The following is a 20,576-nucleotide window of genomic DNA, read 5'->3' on the forward strand; positions in this document are numbered from 1 at the left end:
CACTCCCCAGCGCGACCGGCGCGGGCCCGCAGCCGGCCGGTCCTACGAGGAAGGACACGGCCGCCGCACGTGAGGGACACACGAGAGAGCCGGCTGCTACTGGTGCTGCTGGTCGCGATCGCGTTCGCGCTGATCACGGTGGACATCCGCGGCGGCGAACGGTCCCCGCTCGCCCCCGCCCGGCAGGCCGCCGCGGCGGCCTTCGGCCCGGTCGAGAGCGGTATCGCCACGGTCGTCGACCCGGTGGGCAACGCGGTCGGCGCGGTACGCGACTCCGGCGAGCGGCACACCCGGATCAGCGTCCTGGAACGGGAGAACGCCGCCCTCAAGGCGAAGCTCGGCTCCGCCGACCGCAACCGCAACCGGGCGGCCGAGCTGGACAAGATGCTCAAGACCGCCGGCACCGGCCAGTACGGCATCAAAGGCGCCCAGGTCATCGCCATCGGCGCGGCGCAGGGCTTCTCCTGGACCGTCACCATCGACGCCGGCTCCCAGGACGGCATCGCCCGTGACATGACCGTCCTCAACGGCGACGGCCTGGTCGGCCGGGTCACCACCGTCGGCCGCAGCACCGCCACCGTCCTGCTGGCCAACGACCCGGACTTCACTGTCGGCACCCGGATGGAGAAGACCAACGAGATCGGCTTCGCCACCGGCCAGGGCGGCGACTCGCTGCGCGTGCAGCTCCTGAACGGCAAGGCCGAGGTGAAGAAGGGCGACCGGCTGGTCACCTTCGGCTCCAGCGCCGACAAGCCGTTCGTGCCCGGCGTCCCGGTCGGGCGGGTCGTCAAGGTCGACCCGTCCAACGGCGATCTGACCCGCTCCCTCCAGGTCCGCCCGTTCGTCGGCTTCTCCCAGCTCGACATCGTCGGCGTGGTCGTCCAGCCGCCCCGCGAGGACCCGCGCGACACGGTGCTGCCGCAGAAGCCCGCCAAACCCAAGCCGACGCCGACGGTCACCGTCACGGCCACCCCCACCGCGAGCGCCTCCCCCAGGAGCTGACCGATGCGCATCAAGAGGATCCTGCTCTCCGCCGCGCTGGTGGTCGTGGCCCTGCTGGTCCAGGTCGGCGTGCTGGCGCGGCTCCAGCTCCCGGGCGCCACACCGGACCTGCTGCTCCTGGTCGTCCTCGGTCTCGCCCTGGTGTACGGGCACGTCAGCGGCGCCCTGGTCGGCTTCGGCGCCGGGCTGCTCGCCGACCTCGCGCCGCCCTCCGACCACGCCATCGGCCGGTACGCCCTGGTGCTGTGCGTCATCGGGTACGCGGCCGGGCTGACCAAGCCGGACACCGGACAGCACCGCTCGGCGACCATGCCGCTGGCCGTCGTGGTCGCCGCCGCCCTCGGCTCGACCCTGCTGTACGCGGGCGTCGGCTCGCTCGTCGGCGACTCCGCCGCCCGCCACGTCGGCCTGGGCTGGCTGCTGTTCACCGCCACGCTCTACGACCTGCTGCTGGCCCCGTTCGCCGTACCCCTGGTGATGGCGCTGGCCCGCCGGACGGAACACGATCCGCTGGCGGCGGACGCCGCCGGCGGGCAGGGCGGCTCCGCCAAGGGCCGCAAGAGCGTGCACGGCTGGATCGGTTCCGGCACCGGCCTGAAGGCGAGCCGCTCGATGCGCACCGGCCTCCCGTCCAAACCGGCCCGGATCGGCGGCCAGCGCGCCGGACTGCTCGGCAGATCGGCCCGTAGCAAGGCAGGACGCCTCAAGGGGGTCAAGCGACTGTGACCAACATTCCGGAGACCGGCCGTACCTCGCGCGTCACGATCCGGCTGATCGCCATCCAGATCCTCGTCTTCTCCCTGCTGCTGACCCTCGGCGGCCGGCTCTGGTACCTCCAGATCCGCAACGGCCGGGAGTACGCCGACGAGGCCCGCAACAACCACGTCCAGCAGGTCGTCGAACCGGCCACCCGCGGCTCCATCCTCGACGCCCGCGGCATCCCGCTCGCCGACAACCAGACCCGCCTGGTCGTCTCCGCGAGCCGTACCGACCTGCTGAAGATGAAGGACGACGGCAAGGCCGTGCTCGGCCGGCTCGCCAAGGTCCTGGGCATGTCGGAGACCGAGATCCGCAACAAGGTCCGGCTGTGCGACGCCAAGACCCCGCAGCCCTGCTGGAACGGCTCGCCCTTCCAGCCCATCCCGATCACGGACGAGGCCACCACCCAGCAGGCCCTCCAGATCCGCGAACGCTCCGAGGACTTCCCCGGCATCTCCGCCGAGCCCACCGCCGTACGCCGCTACGCCGCGCCCGGCAAGGCCGAGACCGCGCAGGTCCTCGGCTACCTCTCGCCGGTCACCGACGAGGAGATCCAGAAGGCCAAGGACACCCGCTCGCCGCTGCTGCGCTCCGACCAGATCGGCCGGTCCGGGCTGGAGCGCACCTACGACAGCGCGCTGCGCGGCAAGGCCGGCGTGACCCGCTACGAGGTCGACAACCTCGGCCGGGTCATCGGCAAGGCCAAGAGCGACAAGGCGGTGCCCGGCTCCAACGTCGTCACGAGCATAGACGCCCGGGTCCAGGCCATAGCGGAGAAGGAACTGGCGCAGGCGATGAAGGACGCCCGCGACACCCACGACAAGAACACCGGCACCAACTACAAGGCCGACGCGGGCGCCGTGGTCGTCATGGAGAACAAGACCGGCCGCATCGTCTCCATGGCCTCCAACCCGTCCTACGACCCCAACGCCTGGGTCGGCGGCATCTCCGGCAAGGACTACGCGAAGCTGACCGGCAAGGACTCCAACTACCCGCTGCTCAACCGGGCGATCCAGGGCCAGGCCGCGCCCGGCTCGATCTTCAAGGTCGTCTCCACCTCGGCCGCGGTCGCCGCCGGATACGACTTCAACGGCACCTACCCCTGCACCGCCTCCTTCAGCATCGGCAACCAGGTCTTCAAGAACTTCGAGTCCAAGGGGTACGGCCCGATCAACCTCGGCCGGGCGCTGGAGGTCTCCTGCGACACCGTCTTCTACAGCCTCGCCTACCAGCAGTGGCAGAAGGACGGCGGCAACAAGCCGAAGAACCCGGCCGACTGGTTCTACAAGACGGCGCACCAGTTCGGCCTCGGCAAGGAGACCGGCATCGACCTGCCCAACGAGGTCACCGGCCGGGTCCCGGACCGTCAGTGGAAGAAGCGGTACTGGGAGGCCAACAAGGACGGCTGGTGCAAGCAGGGCCAGACCGGCGACGACTACGTCTCGAAGATCGCCAAGGAGAACTGCGAGTCCGGCATGAAGATGCGCGCCGGTGACTCCGTCAACTACTCCATCGGCCAGGGCGACACCCAGGTCACCCCGATCCAGATGGCGACGATCTACGCGGCGATCGCCAACGGCGGCACGCTGTACAACCCGACCGTCGGCAAGGCCGTCGTCAGCCCGGACGGCAAGCGCATCGAGAACATCGAGCCCAAGGCCCACGGGAAGCTGCCGGTGACGGCCAAGACGCTGTCCCAGATCGACGGCGCGCTGGCCGGTGTCGCCACCCGCGGCACCGCCGCCTGGCGCTTCCAGGGCTGGCCGCAGGACAAGATCCCGATGCATGCCAAGACCGGTACGGCCGAGGTGTACGGCAAGCAGACGACGGGCTGGTTCGCCACGTACACCAAGGACTACACGATCGTCATGACCATCTCCCAGGGCGGTACGGGATCGGGCTCGGCGGGTCCTGCCGTACGCAAGATCTACAACGCGCTGTACGGGGTGGACGACAAGGGCAAGATCGACGAGAAGGCGGCGCTGCTGCCCCGGCCGCAGACCGGCCTGCCCAAGATCCTGGGCGACGGCACGATCCAGGCGCAGCCCATCAAGCCGGTGGCCGCCACCCCGCCGTCCGCCGCGCCCGGAAGGCGGGAACAGTGACCAGCTCGCACACGGCGAACGGCTTCACCGTCCGCCGCTACAGCCCCGACCGCGGTGCCTGGGGCAAACTGACGGCGCGCGACTCGGTCGTCCGCCGCCTCGACTGGGTCATGCTGCTGTGCTGCCTGGCCCTGTCCCTGATCGGCGCGGTGCTGGTCTTCTCCGCGACCCGCAACCGCACCGAACTCAACCACGGTGACGAGTTCGGCTTCCTCCTCCGCCACCTGCTGAACACCGGCATCGGCCTGACCCTGGCGGCCGGCGCGATCTGGCTCGGCCACCGCACGCTGCGCGGAGCCGTGCCGATCCTGTACACCGTCTCGCTGCTGCTGTCGCTGCTCGTCCTCACGCCGCTGGGCGCCACGATCAACGGCTCCCGCTCCTGGCTGGCCATCCCCGGCGGACTCTCCCTCCAGCCCGCCGAATTCGCCAAGATCACCATCACGCTGGGGATGGCGGTGATCCTCGCGGGCCGGGTCGACGCGGGCGACCGCCCGCACCCCGACCACCGCACCGTCGTGCAGGCCCTCGGCCTGGCCGCGATCCCCGTCGTCATCATCATGCTGATGCCGGACCTCGGCTCCGTCATGGTCCTCGGCGCCATCATCCTCGGCGTCCTGCTCGCCTCCGGCGCCTCCAACCGGTGGATCCTCGGACTGGTGGGCGCCGGTGTCGCCGGCTGCGTCGCCATCTGGCAGCTGGGCCTGCTGGACGCCTACCAGATCGCCCGCTTCGCCGCCTTCGCCAACCCGAGCCTGGACCCGGCGGGCGTCGGCTACAACACCAACCAGGCGCGCATCGCGATCGGCGGCGGCGGGCTGACCGGCTCCGGCCTCTTCCAGGGCAGCCAGACCACCGGCCAGTTCGTCCCGGAGCAGCAGACCGACTTCATCTTCACCGTCGCCGGTGAGGAGCTGGGCTTCCTCGGCGCGGGCCTGATCATCGTCCTGCTGGGCGTCGTCCTGTGGCGCGCCTGCCGCATCGCCCGGGAGGCCAGCGAGCTCTACAGCACCATCGTCGCGGCGGGCTGCATCTCCTGGTTCTCCTTCCAGGCGTTCGAGAACATCGGCATGACGCTCGGCATCATGCCGGTCACCGGGCTCCCGCTGCCGTTCGTCTCGTACGGCGGCACGTCCATGTTCGCGGTCTGGATCGCCATAGGGCTGCTCCAGTCCATCCATGTGCAGCGGCCGGTGTCGGCCTGATCCCGCGCCGGGCGTACGTCAGGTCCGTACGGCACGTCCGTACGTCAGCGGGCGGCGCGGTAGGAGCTGTAGGCGACGAGGGCGGCGAGCACCGCGGCGCTCGTCACCGTGGCCAGGAGCACCCAGAGGGCGATCCGTGCCCCGCCCGTCCGCTGCCGGGCCTGCGGCCGGGGCCGGCTCGCCCGGGGCTCCCAGGGAGCCTCCGCGGCGCCGCTGAGGGCCGTGTCGGCCAGCAGCCGGCGGCACGCGGCGGCGAGTTCGCCCGTACCGCTGTCCAGCCGCATCACCGTCTCCGCCCGCGCGGGCGCACTCGTACCGCCGTCCAGGATGCGGCCCGCCCGTAAGAGCACCTCACCCCGCGTCCCGGTGACGGACAGGCTTATCCACCGCTGGACGTGCTCGCCCCGTATGACCACCCCGCCCGTCCGGTCCCGGTAGACCGTGTGCTGCTGCCACAGGACAGCGGCCAACTGGCGTGCGGTGTCCGTCAGATGCGCGAGCATCGTTCCCCCTGTTCTGATGTGCGCCGGTCAAGGATCGCACTGTACCGGCAGGTGCGGACGGGGGCGGACCGGGGGCCGGGCAGTGTCAGGAGCGGGGCGGCGGAGCATCGTCGAGCCGGACTGCGCACGCGAAGGCGGTGTCCGCCCCGGCTGGCAGCTCGGGACGGACACCGGCGGACAGGCGTCAGGACTGCTGGATGCGCAGCAAGGAGGCTGCCAGCTGGTCCACCTCCTCGGGAGTGTTGTAGAGGGCCAGGGAGGCGCGTACGGCGCTGTCCAGGCCGTAGTGGGCCAGGGCCGGCTGCGCGCAGTGGTGGCCCGAGCGGACGGCGATGCCCTCCAGGTCGAGGGCCTGCGCCACCGCCGTCGGGTCGTGCCCGGCGAGCGTGAAGGCCAGTACCCCGATGCGGTCGGGGGCCTCGCCCAGCACCCGCAGACCGGGTACGGCCGCCAGCACCTGCTGCGCGTAGGCCAGCAGCTGGGTCTCGTACGCGGCGATGGCCTCGTGGTCGAAGGACGACAGCCAGTCGAGGGCCGCGAGCAGCCCCACCACGCCGGAGATGTGGCCCGTACCGGCCTCGAAGAGGTGCGGTGCGGGCGCGAACGTCGTGCGGTCGAAGGAAACGGACTCGATCATGTTTCCGCCGCCCTGCCACGGCGCCGTCGACGCCAGCAGCTCGGGCTTGGCGTACAGCGCGCCGATGCCCGTGGGCGCGAACAGCTTGTGACCGGAGAAGGCGTAGAAGTCGGCGTCCAGAGCCTGCACGTCGACCGGGAAGTGAGCCACCGCCTGCGCGCCGTCCACCAGCACCTTGGCGCCGTAGCGGTGGGCCAGCGCCGTCATCTCCGCCACCGGCGGGACGGTGCCCAGCACGTTGGAGGCATGGCTGACGGCCACCAGGCGGGTACGGGAGGACAGCAGGTCGGCGTAGGCGAACTGGTCGATCTGTCCGTCCGGCAGCAGCGGGACCGGCACCACCCGGGCGTGGGTCTCGGCGGCGAGCTGCTGCCAGGGCACGATGTCGGAGTGGTGCTCCAGTACGGGGACGAGGATGTCGTCGCCCGGGCCGACGTTGGCCCGCCCCCACGTCTGGGCGACCAGGTTGATCGCCTCGGTGGTGCCCCGGACGAAGACGATCTCCTCGGGGGACGGGGCGCCCAGGAAGTCCGCGACGGCGGCCCGGCCCGCTTCGTACAGGGCGGTGGCGTCGCGGGCCATGGTGTGAGCACCGCGGTGGATGTTGGAGTTGGCCGAGCCGTAGAACGCGGCCACGGCCTCGATCACCTGGCGCGGCTTCTGCGTGGTGGCGCCGTTGTCGAGCCACACGAGCGGCCGGCCGTTGACCAGCCGGTGCAGGATCGGTACGTCGCGGCGCGCCATCTCGGGGGAGAAGGCGCCGCGTTGGGCACCGGGGAACTGCTGGGTGACGGAAGCGGGGCCGGCGCCGGCGGCGGGAATGCCTGGAACGGCCGGGGTGGTGGGGACGGTGGCGGCCGTCTCGGGGGCCGGGACGGCGCTGGCGGCGGGGGTCGCGCCCGTGGTCGGTATCGCGTCCATGCCGGGGACGGTGCCCATGGTCGGGACCGCGTCCACGCCGGGGACAGTGCCCGTGGCCGGAACGGAGTTCGGGTCCGGGACCGTTTGCGTAGCCGCGATCGCGCTCGTTCCGGGGATCGCGCTCATGCCCGGGACGGCGGCGAAGCCGAGGTAGTGCTCCGCGCCAGGGGCCGCTGACGCCGTACCGGGAACGGCACTTGACGTCGCGCCGCCCGTGCCGGAGCCCGCGCTCGGGACCGGTGGCATTCCCGGCAGGCCGGCCATGGCGGCGGCCGGTACGACGGTCGCCCCCGCGCCCGGCGCCGCGCCCATGTTCGGTGCCGTGGCCGGTGAGGTGGCCGCTGACGTCCCGGGTGCCGAGTCCGCCGGTACGGCCGGGGCCGTGGCAGCGGCGGACGGCGCCGCCGGGTCCGCGGTGCCGGTCTTCGTCCCCTTGCCCAGGAGCGCGCTCAGCGGTGCCGTGAGCCCCGTGACCTCAGGAGTAGTCATGGTACTTGGACACCTCGACGTTCTGGAGGACGGCCAGGGCGTCCTCGACCAGGACGGCGGTGTTGAAGTAGGCCGTGACCAGGTACGAGGTGATGGCCTTCTGGTCCACGCCCATGTTGCGGATGGACAGGCCGGGTTCCGCCTCGTCGGGCACCGAGCTGGGACGCAGACCCACCACGCCCTGCTCGGCCTCGCCCACCCGCATCAGCAGGATCTCGGTCGTGCCCGCGCCGTTGATGCCCACCTTGTCGGACGGCAGCAGCGGCACGCCGCGCCAGGTCAGCAGCGGACTGCCGAACCGGGTGTCGGTCACCGGGGGCACACCCCGGCGGGTACATTCGCGCCCGAACGCGGCGATCGCGCGCGGGTGCGCCACGAAGTACGCGGGCTGCTTCCACACCTTGGCCAGCAGCTCGTCCAGGTCGTCCGGCGTCGGCGAGCCGGTGCGCGGCTGTACCCGCATCCCGGGCGCGACCTGGTTGAACAGGCCGAAGTCCGGGTGGTTGAGCATCATCGACTCCTGCCGCTCACGCAGCGCGTGCACGGTCAGGTTGCTCTGCGCCCGGGTCTGGTCGATGGGCTGGTTGTACAGGTCGGCGACGCGGGTGTGCACGCGCAGCACGGTCTGGGCGAGGCTCATGTGGTACTCGCGCGGCGTGTCCTCGTACTCCACGTACGTGCCCGGCAGCACCGGTTCGCCGACGTGCCCGGAGGCCAGGTCGACCGGCGCCTCGGCGCCCGGGGTGGGCCCTTCGCCGGAGCAGTAGGACTCCATCGACGTACGCAACGACTCGTCGCGCTCGGCCAGTTCGGCCAGCTTGGAGCGGTGGATGCACAGCGCGACACCGGGGGTGAGGGTACGGACCCGGTACGGCAGTGTCTCGCCCTTCGCCCAGGCCTCCAGGTCGAAGAACTGGCCGTCGCCGACGATCTCCAGCAGCGCGTCCTCGCCGTAGCGGCCGGTCACCCGCTTCTCCGCGCGGCCCCGGACGAGCACCCAGAGCCGGTCGGCGGTGTCGCTCTCCGAGCACAGTAACTGCCCGGCCTCGAAGGTCACCTCGTCGCACGTCTCGGCCAGTTCGCGCAGCTGCCCCTCGTCCGCCTGCCGCAGGAACGGCAGTTCCCGCAGATCCTCGGGCACGATGCGGTGGCTGTCGCCCTCGGAGAAGGTGCTGATCCGGTCGTCGCCGAGGATGAACGTACGGCGGCGGTTGACGCGGTAGACACCGGCCTCGACGTCCACCCACGGCAGGGCGCGCAGCAGATAGCGCGGGGTGATGCCGCGCATCTGCGGCGTGGTCTTGGTGGCGGTGGCGAGTTGCCGTGCCGCGTCGGGACTGAGGCTCTGGCGGCCGTTGGTGGTCATCGGTCCTCCTCGTGAAAGGGCGCGCCGACGCACCGCGGCCCTCGTGGCCGCCGCGGTCCGCACGCGGGATGAGGGGACCGATCGTCCGAGCGGCAACTGCCGACGGCAAGACGGCGTATTTCCGCAACCGGCCGGAAAGGAGCTATCGGGCATTCGCAGGTGTTCGTACAGAGATGAACTGATTGTGGGCCGGACGCCGCGTGGCCAGCCCGGAACTCTTCCGGCGGACGGCGCGCTACCGCCAGAACGTCCGGTCGGGGACTGCCTCGGCGCCGCACACGCGGCTAGATTCGATCCATGGCGGACACCGTGCGGGAGATCGAGCGAAAGTACGAGGCCGACGACAGCACCGAACTGCCCGACCTGACCGGCGTCGCCGGGGTCGCGGCCGTCGCGGACCAGGGCACCGTCGTCCTGCTCGCCACCTACTACGACACCCCGGACCAGCGGCTCGCCGCCGACGGCGTCACGCTGCGGCGGCGCACCGGAGGCGGCGACGCGGGCTGGCACCTGAAGCTGCCGGTCGCCCCCGGTGTACGGGACGAGGTGCGCACGCCGCTCGCCGACCGGGTGCCGCCGAAGCTCGCGGCGCTGGTGCGCTCGCGGGTGCGCGGCGCGCGGCTGGCGCCGGTGGCGCAGCTTCGGACCCGGCGCACACTGCGGGTGCTGGAGAGCGAACAGGGCGAGCCGGTCGCAGAGGTGGCGGTCGACGAGGTGGTGGCGCACCGGGTGGACGGTGCGGGGCCGGTGGACGGTGCGGACCGGGAGGAGGGGCGCGACCAGGGCCAGGACCAGGATCGTGACCGGAGCCGGGATCAGGACCGTGACCAGGCGCCGTCGGGGAGCCGGGTGACGGTCGGTGTCCGCTGGCGCGAGATCGAGGTGGAGTTGGTGGGGAACGGGACTCCCGCTCTCCTGGACGCCGTGGAGGAGGTGCTCGCGGCCGCGGGAGTACGGCCCGCGAGTTCGGCGTCCAAGCTGGCCCGCGCGCTGGAGGAGACGGCGGAGACGGCCGAGACGGCAGCGCAGGCGGAGCAGCCGCCGCAGGGGGAGACGAAGCGGGGGAAGCCCTCCCCGACCGGGAAGCCCGCCAAGACGAGCAAACCCACCAAGACGAGCGCGTCCACCAAGACCAGCAAGCCCGGCAAGGCCGACAAGCCCGGAAAGGTCGGCAAAGCCGGGGAAGCCGACGCGTCCCCCCGGCCCGCCGACCTCCGTACCGCCGGTGACGCCGTCCTCGCGTACGTCCGTGAGCAGATCCGCTCTCTCGTCGAGCTGGACCCGGCCGTCCGCCGGGACGTACCCGACTCGGTGCACCAGATGCGCGTCGCCACCCGCCGGCTGCGCAGTGCCTTCCGCTCGTACGGCGCGGTGCTGGACCGGTCGGTGACCGATCCGATCGGCGACGAACTGAAGTGGCTGGCCGGTGAGTTGGGCGTCGACCGGGACCGCGAGGTGCTGGCGGAGCGGCTGCGGGAGGGGCTGGGGGAGCTGCCGCGCGAGCTGCGGATGGGCCCGGTGGCCGCGCGCCTGCGCCTGTGGTCGCAGCGCCGCCGTCTCGGCTCCCGGCAGTCGCTGCTCGCGGTCCTGGACGGGACGCGGCACCTGACGTTGCTGGAGAGCCTGCACGCACTCCTGGCGGACCCGCCGCTGCGCCCGGCCGCTGACCGCCCGCCGGGGCGCGTGATGGTGAAGGCCGTGCTCAAGGACTACCGGCGGCTGGACAGGCGGATGGCGGCCGCGCTGGCGGCGCCGCCCGGGCCGGAGCGCGACGAGGCGCTGCACTCCGCCCGCAAGGCGGCCAAGCGGGTGCGGTACGCGGCGGAGGCGGCGACGCCGGTGCTGGGCCGCCCGGCGAAGAAGTTCGCCACCCGCATGAAGCGGGTGCAGCAGCTGCTCGGCGATCACCAGGACAGCGTGCTGGCCCGCGCGGCGCTGCGGGACCTCGCCGTCCAGGCGCACGGCGCGGGCGAGGGCGGTTTCAGTTTCGGACTGCTGTACGGGCGGGAGGAGGCGGCCGCGGCGGCCCGGGAGCGGGAGCTGCCCGGGGTGTGGCGGAAGGCGTCGAAGCCGGCGCACCGCAGGAAGCTGCGCGGGTGACGTACCGCGTGCGATGAGCAGAGGAGGTCCACCGGGCCGCGGCGCCGCGCCGCGCCCGGCGGGCCCCCGCCCGGTGACCCACCGTCCGCACGTCGTCACCCCTTGCCCACCAGGGTGGTCCCCGTCAACAGGGCCGCTTTCCCGGGGTACGCTGGATGGTCACCCCTGCCAGCTCATGAAAGACGCCGCGATGCCTGTCGAGACGGTCTTCCCGCGCCTGGAAGCGCTTCTCCCGCATGTCCAGAAGCCCATCCAGTACGTCGGTGGAGAGCTCAACTCCACCGTCAAAGACTGGGATTCCTGCGATGTGCGCTGGTCGCTCATGTACCCGGACGCCTACGAGGTCGGGCTGCCCAACCAGGGCGTCATGATCCTGTACGAGGTCCTCAACGAGCGCGAGGGGGTGCTGGCCGAGCGCACGTACAGCGTCTGGCCGGACCTCGAAGCGCTGATGCGCGAGCACGACGTGCCGCAGTTCACCGTCGACGCGCACCGCCCGGTCAGCGCCTTCGACGTACTCGGCGTCTCCTTCTCCACCGAGCTGGGCTACACCAACCTGCTCACCGCCCTGGACCTGTCGGGCATCCCGATCGAGGCCAAGGACCGTACGGAGGACCACCCGCTGATCCTCGCGGGCGGCCACGCGGCGTTCAATCCGGAGCCGATCGCCGACTTCCTGGACTGCGCGGTGGTCGGTGACGGCGAGCAGGCCGTGCTGGAGATCACCGAGATCATCCGCGCCTGGAAGGCCGAGGGCCGGCCGGGCGGCCGTGACGAGCTGCTGTTCCGCCTCGCGAAGACCGGCAGCGTGTACGTCCCCAAGTTCTACGACGTGGAGTACCTGGCCGACGGGCGCATCTCGCGCGTCGTGCCGAACCGCTCCGGCGTCCCGTGGCGGGTGTCCAAGCACACCGTCATGGACCTGGACGAGTGGCCCTACCCCAAGCAGCCGCTCGTCCCGCTGGCCGAGACCGTCCACGAACGGATGTCGGTCGAAATCTTCCGTGGCTGCACCCGCGGCTGCCGTTTCTGCCAGGCAGGCATGATCACGCGCCCCGTGCGGGAGCGAAGCATCACCGGCATCGGCGAGATGGTGGACAAGGGCCTGAAGGCCACGGGATTCGAGGAGGTCGGCCTGCTGTCGCTGTCCTCCGCGGACCACACCGAGATCGGCGACATCGCCAAGGGCCTCGCCGACCGGTACGAGGAAGACAAGATCGGCCTGTCGCTGCCGTCGACCCGTGTCGACGCCTTCAACGTCGATCTTGCCAACGAGCTGACGCGCAACGGCCGACGCTCGGGACTGACCTTCGCGCCCGAGGGCGGCAGCGAGCGGATGCGCAAGGTCATCAACAAGATGGTCTCGGAGGAGGACCTGATCCGTACGGTCGCCACGGCCTACGGCAACGGCTGGCGGCAGGTGAAGCTGTACTTCATGTGCGGCCTGCCCACCGAGACCGACGAGGACGTCCTGCAGATCGGCGACATGGCGGTCAACGTCATCGCCAAGGGCCGCCAGGTCGCCAACTCCAACGACATCCGCTGCACCGTCTCCATCGGCGGCTTCGTCCCCAAGCCGCACACCCCCTTCCAGTGGGCGCCGCAGCTGTCCGCCGAGGAGACCGACGCGCGCCTGGAGAAGCTGCGCGACAAGATCCGCGGCGACAAGAAGTACGGCCGCTCCATCGGCTTCCGCTACCACGACGGCAAGCCCGGCATCGTCGAGGGCCTGCTCTCGCGCGGTGACCGCCGCGTCGGCTCGGTCATCCGCGCCGTCTACGAGGGCGGCGGCCGCTTCGACGGCTGGCGCGAGCACTTCTCGTACGACCGCTGGATGAAGGCCGCCGAGGAGACGCTGCCCGCGTACGGCGTCGACGTCGCCTGGTACACCACCCGCGAGCGCACGTACGAGGAGGTCCTGCCCTGGGACCACCTGGACTCCGGTCTGGACAAGGACTGGCTCTGGGAGGACTGGCAGGACGCCCTCGACGAGACCGAGGTCGAGGACTGCCGCTGGACCCCTTGCTTCGACTGCGGAGTGTGCCCTCAGCTCGACCTCGACATCCAGATCGGCCCGACGGGCAAGAAGCTGCTGCCGCTGTCGGTCGTCAACAAGTAAGCGTTCCACGGCTCGTGCCCCGGCCCGGCCCCCGCAGCGATGCGGCGGCCGGGCCGGGGCATGTGCGCGTCAGTGCCCATATCGGGTGCGAGGGGGAGAAAACCGCATGGAGTCCACGGGCGGGACGTCGCTGTCCAAGGAGCACGGGCAGCATCAGGTGGCGCGTCAGGTGCCCGAGCGGTACGCGCCGGGGGAGGGGTGCCTGACCCGGGTGGTCCGGCTGCCGGTGCGCATCGTCGTGCTGGTGCTCGTGGTGCCGGTGCGCATGGTGTGGGACGCGCTCGCGGTGTGCGGCCGGGCCCTGCGCCGCGGGGTGCTGCGTCCCGTGGGGCGCGGGCTGTCCTGGCTGGGCCACGTCCTCGTCGTCGCGCCGCTGGCCTGGGCGTACCGCTGGGTCCTCACGCCGGTCGGGCACGGCGTCGCCTGGACCGTACGGGCGTTCGGTACGGCGTTGCTCTGGCTGGCCAAGGCGCTGTTCTACTGGCCGTGGGCGGCTCTGTGGCGGTATGTGCTGGTGCCGGTCGGGGTGGCCGTCGGGGTGGCCGTGGCTTGGCTGGTCCACCACCTGGTCGTGGTGCCGGCGCTCTGGGTGTACCGATGGGTGCTCACTCCGGTCGGTCACGCCTTCAGGTGGCTCGGGGGCGGCTTCGGGCGGCTGGTGCGCGGGCTGGGTGCGGGACTGGCCTGGCTCGGCCGGCACCTGGTCGTGCTCCCTGTCCAGTGGTGCTACCGGTACGTGCTGACGCCTGTCGGGCACGGTGCCGCCTGGGCGGCCCGCGGTATCGCGGCCGCCGTCGCCGCGCTCGTACGGTGGACGGTCGTCGTCCCGGCGGTCGCGGTGTGGCAGTACGTGCTCGCCCCGGTGGGCCGGGCGGTCGGCGCCGCCGTGACCGTCGTGGTGCGCGAGACCGGTGCCGCGTTCGGGCACTGCTGGCGGGTGGCCGGGTACGTGTCCCGGGCCGTCGGCCGGGCCCTCGGCACACTCCTGCGGTGGATCTTCGTCGAGCCGTTCCGCCTGCTGTACCGCACCGTCCTCACCCCGGTGGGCCATGCCGTACGGGACGGCCTGTGGCGCCCGGTGCGGCGTGCGGCGGGTGCGGCCGGCCGGTCCGTACGGCAGGCGCTGGCGGCCGCCCGGCAGTCCGTACGGCAGACCCGTGCCGACCTCCGCCGGGCCCTGTTCGGAGCACCGGGGCGGCCGGAGCGCGCCGCGGTGCCGCAGCCCCGGCGGGAACCCGCGGTACCGCGGGCACGTACTCTAGGTAAGACGTCCGGGCGCGACGTGTCCTCGCCTGGGCGGGGACCCGGACCGGGCGACGCCGGGTAGGCGTCATCCGGACGGACCGTCCCCGCCCCGCGCGGGGTGACGTCCGGCAGCGCCCTCACACCAAGGAGAAGTAACACTGGGCAAGCGACAGCCCGAAGGCCCGCCGCCCGCACCGGCGGTGCAGCGCATCCGACTGCGCTACACCAAGCGCGGCCGCCTCCGGTTCACCAGCCACCGCGACTTCCAGCGCGCTTTCGAGCGGGCGCTGCGCCGCGCCGAGGTTCCCATGGCGTATTCGGCGGGCTTCACCCCGCACCCCAAGGTGTCGTACGCCAACGCCGCGCCGACCGGTACGGGCAGCGAGGCCGAGTACCTGGAGATCCAGCTCGCCGAGCGCCGCGATCCGGCAACGCTCCGGGAGCTGCTGAACGAGTCGCTGCCGACGGGTCTGGACATCACCGACGCGGTGGAGGCCCGTACCTCCGGTCTCGCCGACCGGCTGCAGGCGTCGGTGTGGGAGCTGCGGCTCGACGGCGTCGAGCCGGCCGAGGCGGCCCGGGCCGCCGAGATGTTCCTCGCCGCCGAGGAAGTGCAGGTCGAACGCCGTACGAAGAACGGCATGCGGACCTTCGACGCGCGCGGCGCGGTCACCCGCCTGGAAGCCGTCGCCCCCGAGGGCGATAGGCCGGACGGCAAAGCCTGTGCGATACTGCGGCTGGTTGTTCGGCATTTGACACCTGCCGTACGACCCGACGACGTCCTGTCCGGCCTCCGAGCTACGGCCGACCTGGCGCCGCCGGTCCCCGCAGCGGTGACCAGGCTGGCGCAGGGGCTGCTCGATGAGGAGACCGGCGCGGTGACCGACCCGCTCGCGCCCGACCGCGACGCTGCCGAGGCCGGCACAACAACGGCCGCCGGCTGAGTGCCGCGAGGCGCCGGACGGTCCTGTCACAGGACCGCCGTCGTCGCGTCGCCGATCAGCCAGGGAGCCACCCCGGCCCGGCAGACGCACTGACCAGCAGACTTTCGCCGGTCCCGACCTAAGGGCCCGGCGAGCGAGACGACAGCTCCCGTGCGGCGCCCGCGCCCCGGAGGGCGGCACCGTGCAGCACCGGCGGGCCGCGTCCGGATCCAGGCGCGGCGCCCGGGAGCGTGACGGGAGAACCGCCCGCATGCTCGAACCCATTGAGCCCAACGAACCCAGCGGCCCTTCGGAGCAGTCCTCCGAGGGCGGCACCCCCAGCGACACGCTGCCGCCGCGCCGTCGGCGCCGCGCCGCCTCCCGGCCGGCCGGCCCGCCCTCGGGGGCGGCGAGCGCCGCCGCCGGGAGCCCGGTGACCGCGGACAGCGGCACCGGCAGCGCGGCCGTGAGCGCCGCGCCGGACGACCAGAGCGCCGCCTCCACGGTCGTCTCCGGCGACGACGCCAAGCCGGCGCGCACCCGCCGCCGCGCCACCCGTAAGGCCACCGCCCCCGCGGGCTCCCCGCAGGCGGCCGAGGCCGCGCCGGCCCCCGCCGAGGTGCCCGCCGCCGCGCCGGCCCCGCAGGAGACGCAGCCGGCCGCCGAGGACGAGGCGCCGAGCGCCCGCCCGCGCCGCCGCGCCACCCGCCGTGCCTCCGCCCCCGCAGGCTCGCCGGCCGCCGAGACGCCCGCCGCGACGCCCGCCCCGGAGGCGCAGGCCGCGTCCGGTGAGCAGGCCGCCGCGCCCGCCGCCCCGGAGCAGCCCGCCGCGTCCGACGACGCCAAGCCCGCCCGTACGCGCCGCCGTGCGACCCGTAAGGCCACCGCGCCCGCCGGTTCGCCGCAGCCCGCCGCCGAGCAGCCGCAGGCGGCCGCCCCGGCCCAGGCGGACGCCGAGGCCGAGGAGACCGAGGAGACCACCGCGGCCCAGGCCCCGGCAGAGGCTCCGGCCGCGCCCGCCGAGGACACCAAGCCCGCCCGTACGCGCCGCCGTGCCACCCGTAAGGCCACCGCCCCCGCGGGCTCCCCGCAGGCGGGCGACGCCACGGAGAGCGCCGCGCCCGCCGCTTCCGGGGACGAGACCGCCGAGGCGCCCGCCGCTCCGGCGTCCGGCTCCGGTGACGCCCCGCGCCGCCGCTCGCGCCGTCGTACCGACCGTGCGGCCGAGGCCCCGCAGCAGGAGCAGCCCGCGGCCGAGCAGCGCGCCGAGGCCGAGGCCGCGCCGGAGGAGCCCGCCCGCGGCTCCCGCCGCCGTGACCGCCGCCCGCCGACGGCCGTGTTCCAGGCGCCGGTCTTCACCGAGCCGATGTTCCAGACCCCGGAGACCGCCGCCGCGGCCGCGGCGGCCGCGGCCGAGCAGGCCGCCGAGGAGCCCGCCGCCGAGCAGGACGAGCAGCCCGCGTCCGGCGGCCGCCGCCGTCGCCGCCGGGGTGCCGCCGCCGAGCCCGAGCAGCAGCCCGCGGCCGAGCAGGCGCCGAAGGCGGAGAAGGCCGAGCCCGTCCAGAACGCGCAGGACGTCCAGGACGACACCGACGACTCCGACGACGACACCGACGACGAGCGCGACGCCGCGCAGGGCGACGACGAGTCGGGCGACCGCCCTTCCCGCCGCCGCCGTCGCGGAGGCCGCCGCCGCCGTCGCGGTGAGGCCGCCGACGGCAGCGACGAGCAGTCAGGCGAGGACCGGCCGTCCGACGCCGGGCAGCCGGCCGCCGAGGAGGAGCAGGCCGAGCAGGCCGCGCCCGCCGCGGACGACGACGACCAGCAGGGCGGCGGCTCCAGCAGCAGCCGCCGGCGCCGTCGCCGCCGCCGTCGCAGCGGTGACCTCGGCGACGGGGACGCCGCCCAGGGCGGCGACGACCCGGAGCGCACGGTCGTCAAGGTCCGCGAGCCCCGCAAGAAGGACGAGCCGTCCGACGAGGTCCAGTCCATCAAGGGCTCGACGCGTCTGGAGGCCAAGAAGCAGCGCCGCCGCGAGGGCCGCGAGCAGGGCCGCCGCCGGGTGCCGATCATCACCGAGGCGGAGTTCCTGGCGCGCCGCGAGGCCGTCGAGCGCGTGATGGTCGTCCGCCAGAGCGGCGAGCGCACCCAGATCGGCGTCCTGGAGGACGACGTGCTCGTCGAGCACTTCGTCAACAAGGAGCAGGCGACCTCGTACGTCGGCAACGTCTACCTCGGCAAGGTGCAGAACGTCCTGCCGTCGATGGAGGCCGCCTTCGTCGACATCGGCAAGGGCCGCAACGCCGTGCTGTACGCGGGCGAGGTCAACTTCGAGGCGCTCGGCATGGCCAACGGGCCGCGCCGCATCGAGACCGCGCTGAAGTCCGGCCAGTCCGTGCTGGTGCAGGTCACCAAGGACCCGATCGGCCACAAGGGCGCCCGCCTGACCAGCCAGGTCTCGCTGCCCGGCCGCTACCTGGTCTACGTGCCCGAGGGCTCGATGACCGGCATCAGCCGCAAGCTGCCGGACACCGAGCGGGCGCGGCTGAAGCAGATCCTGAAGAAGATCGTCCCCGAGGACGCGGGCGTCATCGTCCGTACCGCCGCCGAGGGCGCCAGCGAGGACGAGCTGCGCCGCGACGTGGAGCGCCTGCAGGCGCAGTGGGAGGACATCCAGAAGAAGGCCAAGGCGGGCTCCACCAGCTCGCCGAGCCTGCTGTACGGCGAGCCCGACATGACCGTCCGGGTCGTCCGCGACATCTTCAACGAGGACTTCTCCAAGGTCATCGTCAGCGGCGACGAGGCGTGGCAGACCATCCACGGCTATGTCTCGCACGTGGCGCCGGACCTGGCCGACCGGCTCCAGAAGTGGACCTCGGACGTCGACGTCTTCGCGACGTACCGCATCGACGAGCAGCTGATGAAGGCGCTGGACCGCAAGGTCTGGCTGCCCTCCGGCGGTTCGCTGGTGATCGACAAGACCGAGGCCATGGTCGTCATCGACGTCAACACCGGCAAGTTCACCGGTCAGGGCGGCAACCTCGAAGAGACCGTGACCAGGAACAACCTGGAGGCGGCCGAGGAGATCGTGCGCCAGCTGCGGCTGCGCGACCTGGGCGGCATCGTCGTCATCGACTTCATCGACATGGTGCTGGAGTCCAACCGGGACCTGGTGCTGCGGCGGATGCTGGAGTGCCTGGGCCGCGACCGTACGAAGCACCAGGTCGCCGAGGTCACCTCGCTGGGCCTGGTCCAGATGACCCGTAAGCGGGTCGGCCAGGGCCTGCTGGAGTCCTTCTCCGAGCCGTGCGTGCACTGCAACGGCCGTGGCGTCATCGTCCACATGGACCAGCCGTCCTCGGCCGGCGGCGGTGGCGGCGGCAAGCGCAAGAAGAAGGGCAAGGGCGGCGGGTCCGGCCAGGACCAGCAGCAGCACGACCACCAGCACCACGACGAGCACCAGGACGCGGAGAGCGCGCGGGCCGGTGAGCACCCGGAGCTGGAGCCCGTCGCGGTGACCGAGGCGGAGCTGCAGCCGACGGTGGACGGCACCGACGAGTGGTTCGGCAGCCCGGCGGAGGCCGAGGCGGCAGCCGGCGGCGTACGCGGCCGCGGCCGCCGTCGCGCCAGCCGCAAGGTGTCCGCCCCGGCGGGCGCGCCCAAGGCGTCCGAGGCCGCCGCGATCGTGGTGGAGGCCCCGGAGCCCGCGCCGGCCGCCGAGCCGGAGCCCGTCGTGGAGCCGGAGCCGGCCGCGGAGCCCGCGCCGGCCCGTCCGCGCCGCCGTGCGACCCGTAAGGCGACCGCCCCCGCGGGTTCGCCCAAGGTTGCCGAGGAGACCGCGGCCCCGGCGGCGGAAGCCGCACCGGAGCCGGTCGCCGAGCCCGCGCCCGAGCCGGCCGCCGAAGCGGTCCCCGAGGCCGCCGAACCGGCCGCGGAGGCTCCCGCTGAGGCTGCCGCGAGCACCGACGCCGCCGTGAGCGCGGACGCCGCCGAGGCAGCCGGGGAGGCCGCCGAGGAGGCGCCCGCCAAGAAGACCGCGGCGAAGAAGGCGGCCAAGAAGGCGCCCGCGAAGAAGGCGGCTGCCAAGAAGACCACCACGGCCAAGAAGACGGCGGCGAAGAAGACCACCGCCAAGAAGGCCGCGGCGGAGAAGGCTCCGGCCAAGAAGGCCGCGACCAAGAAGACCACCGCGAAGAAGACCACGACGAAGAAGGCGGCGGCCAAGAAGACCGCTGCCGCCGAGCAGGCCCCGGCCGCGTCGGTGTCGGCTTCGACGGAGGACTGAGCGGGGCGGACCGTGCCCCGGGCCCACGCGCCCGGGGCCGGTTTGACCCCCCGGTCAAGGCCCCGTAACCTTGACCGTCGGCGTCTGTAGTACGCCAAACCCCTGAGCAAACACCTCCCGGTCCGCCGGGGGAGGCCGCTCGTCCACTCGGATTCCACGGGATCTCACGAACCCGTTGAGCGGCTGGCATCAGTGGTCCCGTATCTAGCGAGAGAGTGAGATCCGCGTGTACGCAATCGTGCGTAGCGGTGGTCGCCAGCACAAGGTTGCTGTCGGCGACATCGTCGAGGTTGACAAGATTTCTGCCGGCAAGGTTGGCGACGCGGTCGAGCTCTCGACGCTGCTCGTCGTCGACGGCGAGTCGGTTACCAGCGACCCGTGGGTGCTGGCCGGGGTGAAGGTCCAGGCGGAGATTGTGGACCACCACAAGGGCGCCAAGATCGACATCCTGAAGTACAAGAACAAGACCGGCTACCGCAAGCGGATCGGTCACCGCCAGCAGTACACGGCGATCAAGATCACCGGCATCGACTCGCCGGCGAAGTAAGGGACTGAGGAGACATGGCACACAAGAAGGGCGCATCGTCCACTCGGAACGGTCGCGATTCCAATGCTCAGCGGCTCGGCGTGAAGCGCTTCGGCGGTCAGGCCGTCCTCGCCGGTGAGATCCTGGTCCGCCAGCGCGGCACCCACTTCCACCCGGGCACGGGCGTCGGCCGTGGCGGCGACGACACCCTGTTCGCCCTGGCCGAGGGTGCGGTGCAGTTCGGCACCCACCGTGGCCGCAAGGTCGTGAACATCGTCCCGATCGCCGAGTGACCCACCACTTCGGCATCGAGCGATAGCTCAGCAGCACCACTCCGAGGGCGGACCGCCTCTCCCCGCAGTACGCGGGAAGGCCGGTCCGCCCTTGGCGT

14 protein-coding genes are annotated in these 20,576 nt (G+C 72.7%); 11 read left to right on the forward strand and 3 right to left on the reverse strand.

Going from position 1 to position 20,576, the window contains the following annotated elements:
* Positions 1-69: 69 nt before the first annotated feature.
* From mreC to rodA, 4 genes are read left to right on the forward strand one after another with little or no spacing between them, the layout of a single operon-like run.
* The gene (mreC, locus tag OEIGOIKO_RS27800) at positions 70-1,002 is read left to right on the forward strand and encodes a rod shape-determining protein MreC (protein ID WP_125056282.1); all 933 of its coding nucleotides are present in this window, start codon (positions 70-72) and stop codon (positions 1,000-1,002) included.
* A 3-nt stretch (positions 1,003-1,005) separates the two neighbouring features.
* Positions 1,006-1,728 carry a rod shape-determining protein MreD gene (gene mreD, locus OEIGOIKO_RS27805; RefSeq protein ID WP_125056283.1) on the forward strand — a complete coding sequence of 241 codons (723 nt, stop codon included), beginning with the start codon at positions 1,006-1,008 and terminating at the stop codon, positions 1,726-1,728.
* A complete protein-coding gene (gene mrdA, locus OEIGOIKO_RS27810) occupies positions 1,725-3,866 on the forward strand; it encodes a penicillin-binding protein 2 (protein WP_125056284.1) in 2,142 nt (713 codons plus the stop codon). Before mreD ends, mrdA begins: the two co-directional genes overlap by 4 nt.
* The gene (rodA, locus tag OEIGOIKO_RS27815) at positions 3,863-5,071 is read left to right on the forward strand and encodes a rod shape-determining protein RodA (protein WP_125056285.1); all 1,209 of its coding nucleotides are present in this window, start codon (positions 3,863-3,865) and stop codon (positions 5,069-5,071) included. The genes mrdA and rodA overlap by 4 nt, the downstream gene beginning before the upstream one ends.
* A 44-nt stretch (positions 5,072-5,115) precedes the next feature.
* Here rodA and OEIGOIKO_RS27820 read toward each other — a convergent pair whose 3' ends face one another.
* The 3 genes from OEIGOIKO_RS27820 to OEIGOIKO_RS27830 all read right to left on the reverse strand — a co-directional run bounded on the left by OEIGOIKO_RS27820 (position 5,116) and on the right by OEIGOIKO_RS27830 (position 8,987).
* Entirely contained in the window at positions 5,116-5,574 is a 459-nt protein-coding gene (locus OEIGOIKO_RS27820) for a hypothetical protein (protein WP_125056286.1), read from the reverse strand.
* Between the two features lie 184 nt (positions 5,575-5,758).
* Positions 5,759-7,621 carry a cysteine desulfurase gene (locus OEIGOIKO_RS27825; protein WP_125056287.1) on the reverse strand — a complete coding sequence of 621 codons (1,863 nt, stop codon included), beginning with the start codon at positions 7,619-7,621 and terminating at the stop codon, positions 5,759-5,761.
* Positions 7,608-8,987, reverse strand: coding sequence for a family 2B encapsulin nanocompartment shell protein (locus OEIGOIKO_RS27830; protein WP_125056288.1), 1,380 nt, complete (start codon positions 8,985-8,987; stop codon positions 7,608-7,610). Before OEIGOIKO_RS27830 ends, OEIGOIKO_RS27825 begins: the two co-directional genes overlap by 14 nt.
* A gap of 297 nt (positions 8,988-9,284) precedes the next feature.
* On the opposite strand from OEIGOIKO_RS27830, the gene OEIGOIKO_RS27835 reads away from it, so the two are divergent.
* The 7 genes from OEIGOIKO_RS27835 (at position 9,285) to rpmA (ending at position 20,478) form a co-directional block, all read left to right on the forward strand.
* On the forward strand, positions 9,285-11,087 hold the full coding sequence (locus OEIGOIKO_RS27835) for a CYTH and CHAD domain-containing protein (RefSeq protein ID WP_125056289.1): 1,803 nt from the start codon (positions 9,285-9,287) through the stop codon (positions 11,085-11,087).
* A gap of 190 nt (positions 11,088-11,277) precedes the next feature.
* Positions 11,278-13,206 carry a TIGR03960 family B12-binding radical SAM protein gene (locus OEIGOIKO_RS27840; RefSeq protein WP_125056290.1) on the forward strand — a complete coding sequence of 643 codons (1,929 nt, stop codon included), beginning with the start codon at positions 11,278-11,280 and terminating at the stop codon, positions 13,204-13,206.
* 106 nt (positions 13,207-13,312) lie between these two features.
* On the forward strand, positions 13,313-14,533 hold the full coding sequence (locus OEIGOIKO_RS27845) for a hypothetical protein (protein WP_246177564.1): 1,221 nt from the start codon (positions 13,313-13,315) through the stop codon (positions 14,531-14,533).
* Between the two features lie 118 nt (positions 14,534-14,651).
* A complete protein-coding gene (locus tag OEIGOIKO_RS27850; RefSeq protein ID WP_125056291.1) occupies positions 14,652-15,395 on the forward strand; it encodes a TIGR03936 family radical SAM-associated protein in 744 nt (247 codons plus the stop codon).
* A gap of 250 nt (positions 15,396-15,645) precedes the next feature.
* A complete protein-coding gene (locus OEIGOIKO_RS27855; protein WP_125056292.1) occupies positions 15,646-19,659 on the forward strand; it encodes an Rne/Rng family ribonuclease in 4,014 nt (1,337 codons plus the stop codon).
* Positions 19,660-19,885: 226 nt separating this feature from the next.
* Complete coding sequence (rplU, locus tag OEIGOIKO_RS27860) at positions 19,886-20,206, forward strand: 50S ribosomal protein L21 (protein WP_031001886.1); 321 nt, start codon at positions 19,886-19,888, stop codon at positions 20,204-20,206.
* A 14-nt stretch (positions 20,207-20,220) separates the two neighbouring features.
* Positions 20,221-20,478 (forward strand): 50S ribosomal protein L27, encoded by a 258-nt coding sequence (rpmA, locus tag OEIGOIKO_RS27865; RefSeq protein ID WP_030020524.1) that lies wholly within the window; start codon positions 20,221-20,223, stop codon positions 20,476-20,478.
* The last annotated feature ends 98 nt before the right edge of the window (positions 20,479-20,576 follow it).

The sequence above is a fragment of the Streptomyces paromomycinus genome, assembly GCF_003865155.1.
In the GTDB taxonomy this organism is placed as follows: domain Bacteria; phylum Actinomycetota; class Actinomycetes; order Streptomycetales; family Streptomycetaceae; genus Streptomyces; species Streptomyces chrestomyceticus.

What these genes read in the sequence shown, in the direction of transcription:
- OEIGOIKO_RS27835 (WP_125056289.1), top strand. Translation starts at nt 9,285, where the DNA reads ATGGCGGACACCGTGCGGGAGATCGAGCGAAAGTACGAGGCCGACGAC.
- OEIGOIKO_RS27840 (WP_125056290.1), top strand. Translation starts at nt 11,278, where the DNA reads ATGCCTGTCGAGACGGTCTTCCCGCGCCTGGAAGCGCTTCTCCCGCAT.
- mreD (WP_125056283.1), top strand. Translation starts at nt 1,006, where the DNA reads ATGCGCATCAAGAGGATCCTGCTCTCCGCCGCGCTGGTGGTCGTGGCC.
- OEIGOIKO_RS27825 (WP_125056287.1), bottom strand. Translation starts at nt 7,621, where the DNA reads ATGACTACTCCTGAGGTCACGGGGCTCACGGCACCGCTGAGCGCGCTC.
- OEIGOIKO_RS27820 (WP_125056286.1), bottom strand. Translation starts at nt 5,574, where the DNA reads ATGCTCGCGCATCTGACGGACACCGCACGCCAGTTGGCCGCTGTCCTG.
- OEIGOIKO_RS27855 (WP_125056292.1), top strand. Translation starts at nt 15,646, where the DNA reads ATGCTCGAACCCATTGAGCCCAACGAACCCAGCGGCCCTTCGGAGCAG.
- OEIGOIKO_RS27845 (WP_246177564.1), top strand. Translation starts at nt 13,313, where the DNA reads ATGGAGTCCACGGGCGGGACGTCGCTGTCCAAGGAGCACGGGCAGCAT.
- rpmA (WP_030020524.1), top strand. Translation starts at nt 20,221, where the DNA reads ATGGCACACAAGAAGGGCGCATCGTCCACTCGGAACGGTCGCGATTCC.
- OEIGOIKO_RS27830 (WP_125056288.1), bottom strand. Translation starts at nt 8,987, where the DNA reads ATGACCACCAACGGCCGCCAGAGCCTCAGTCCCGACGCGGCACGGCAA.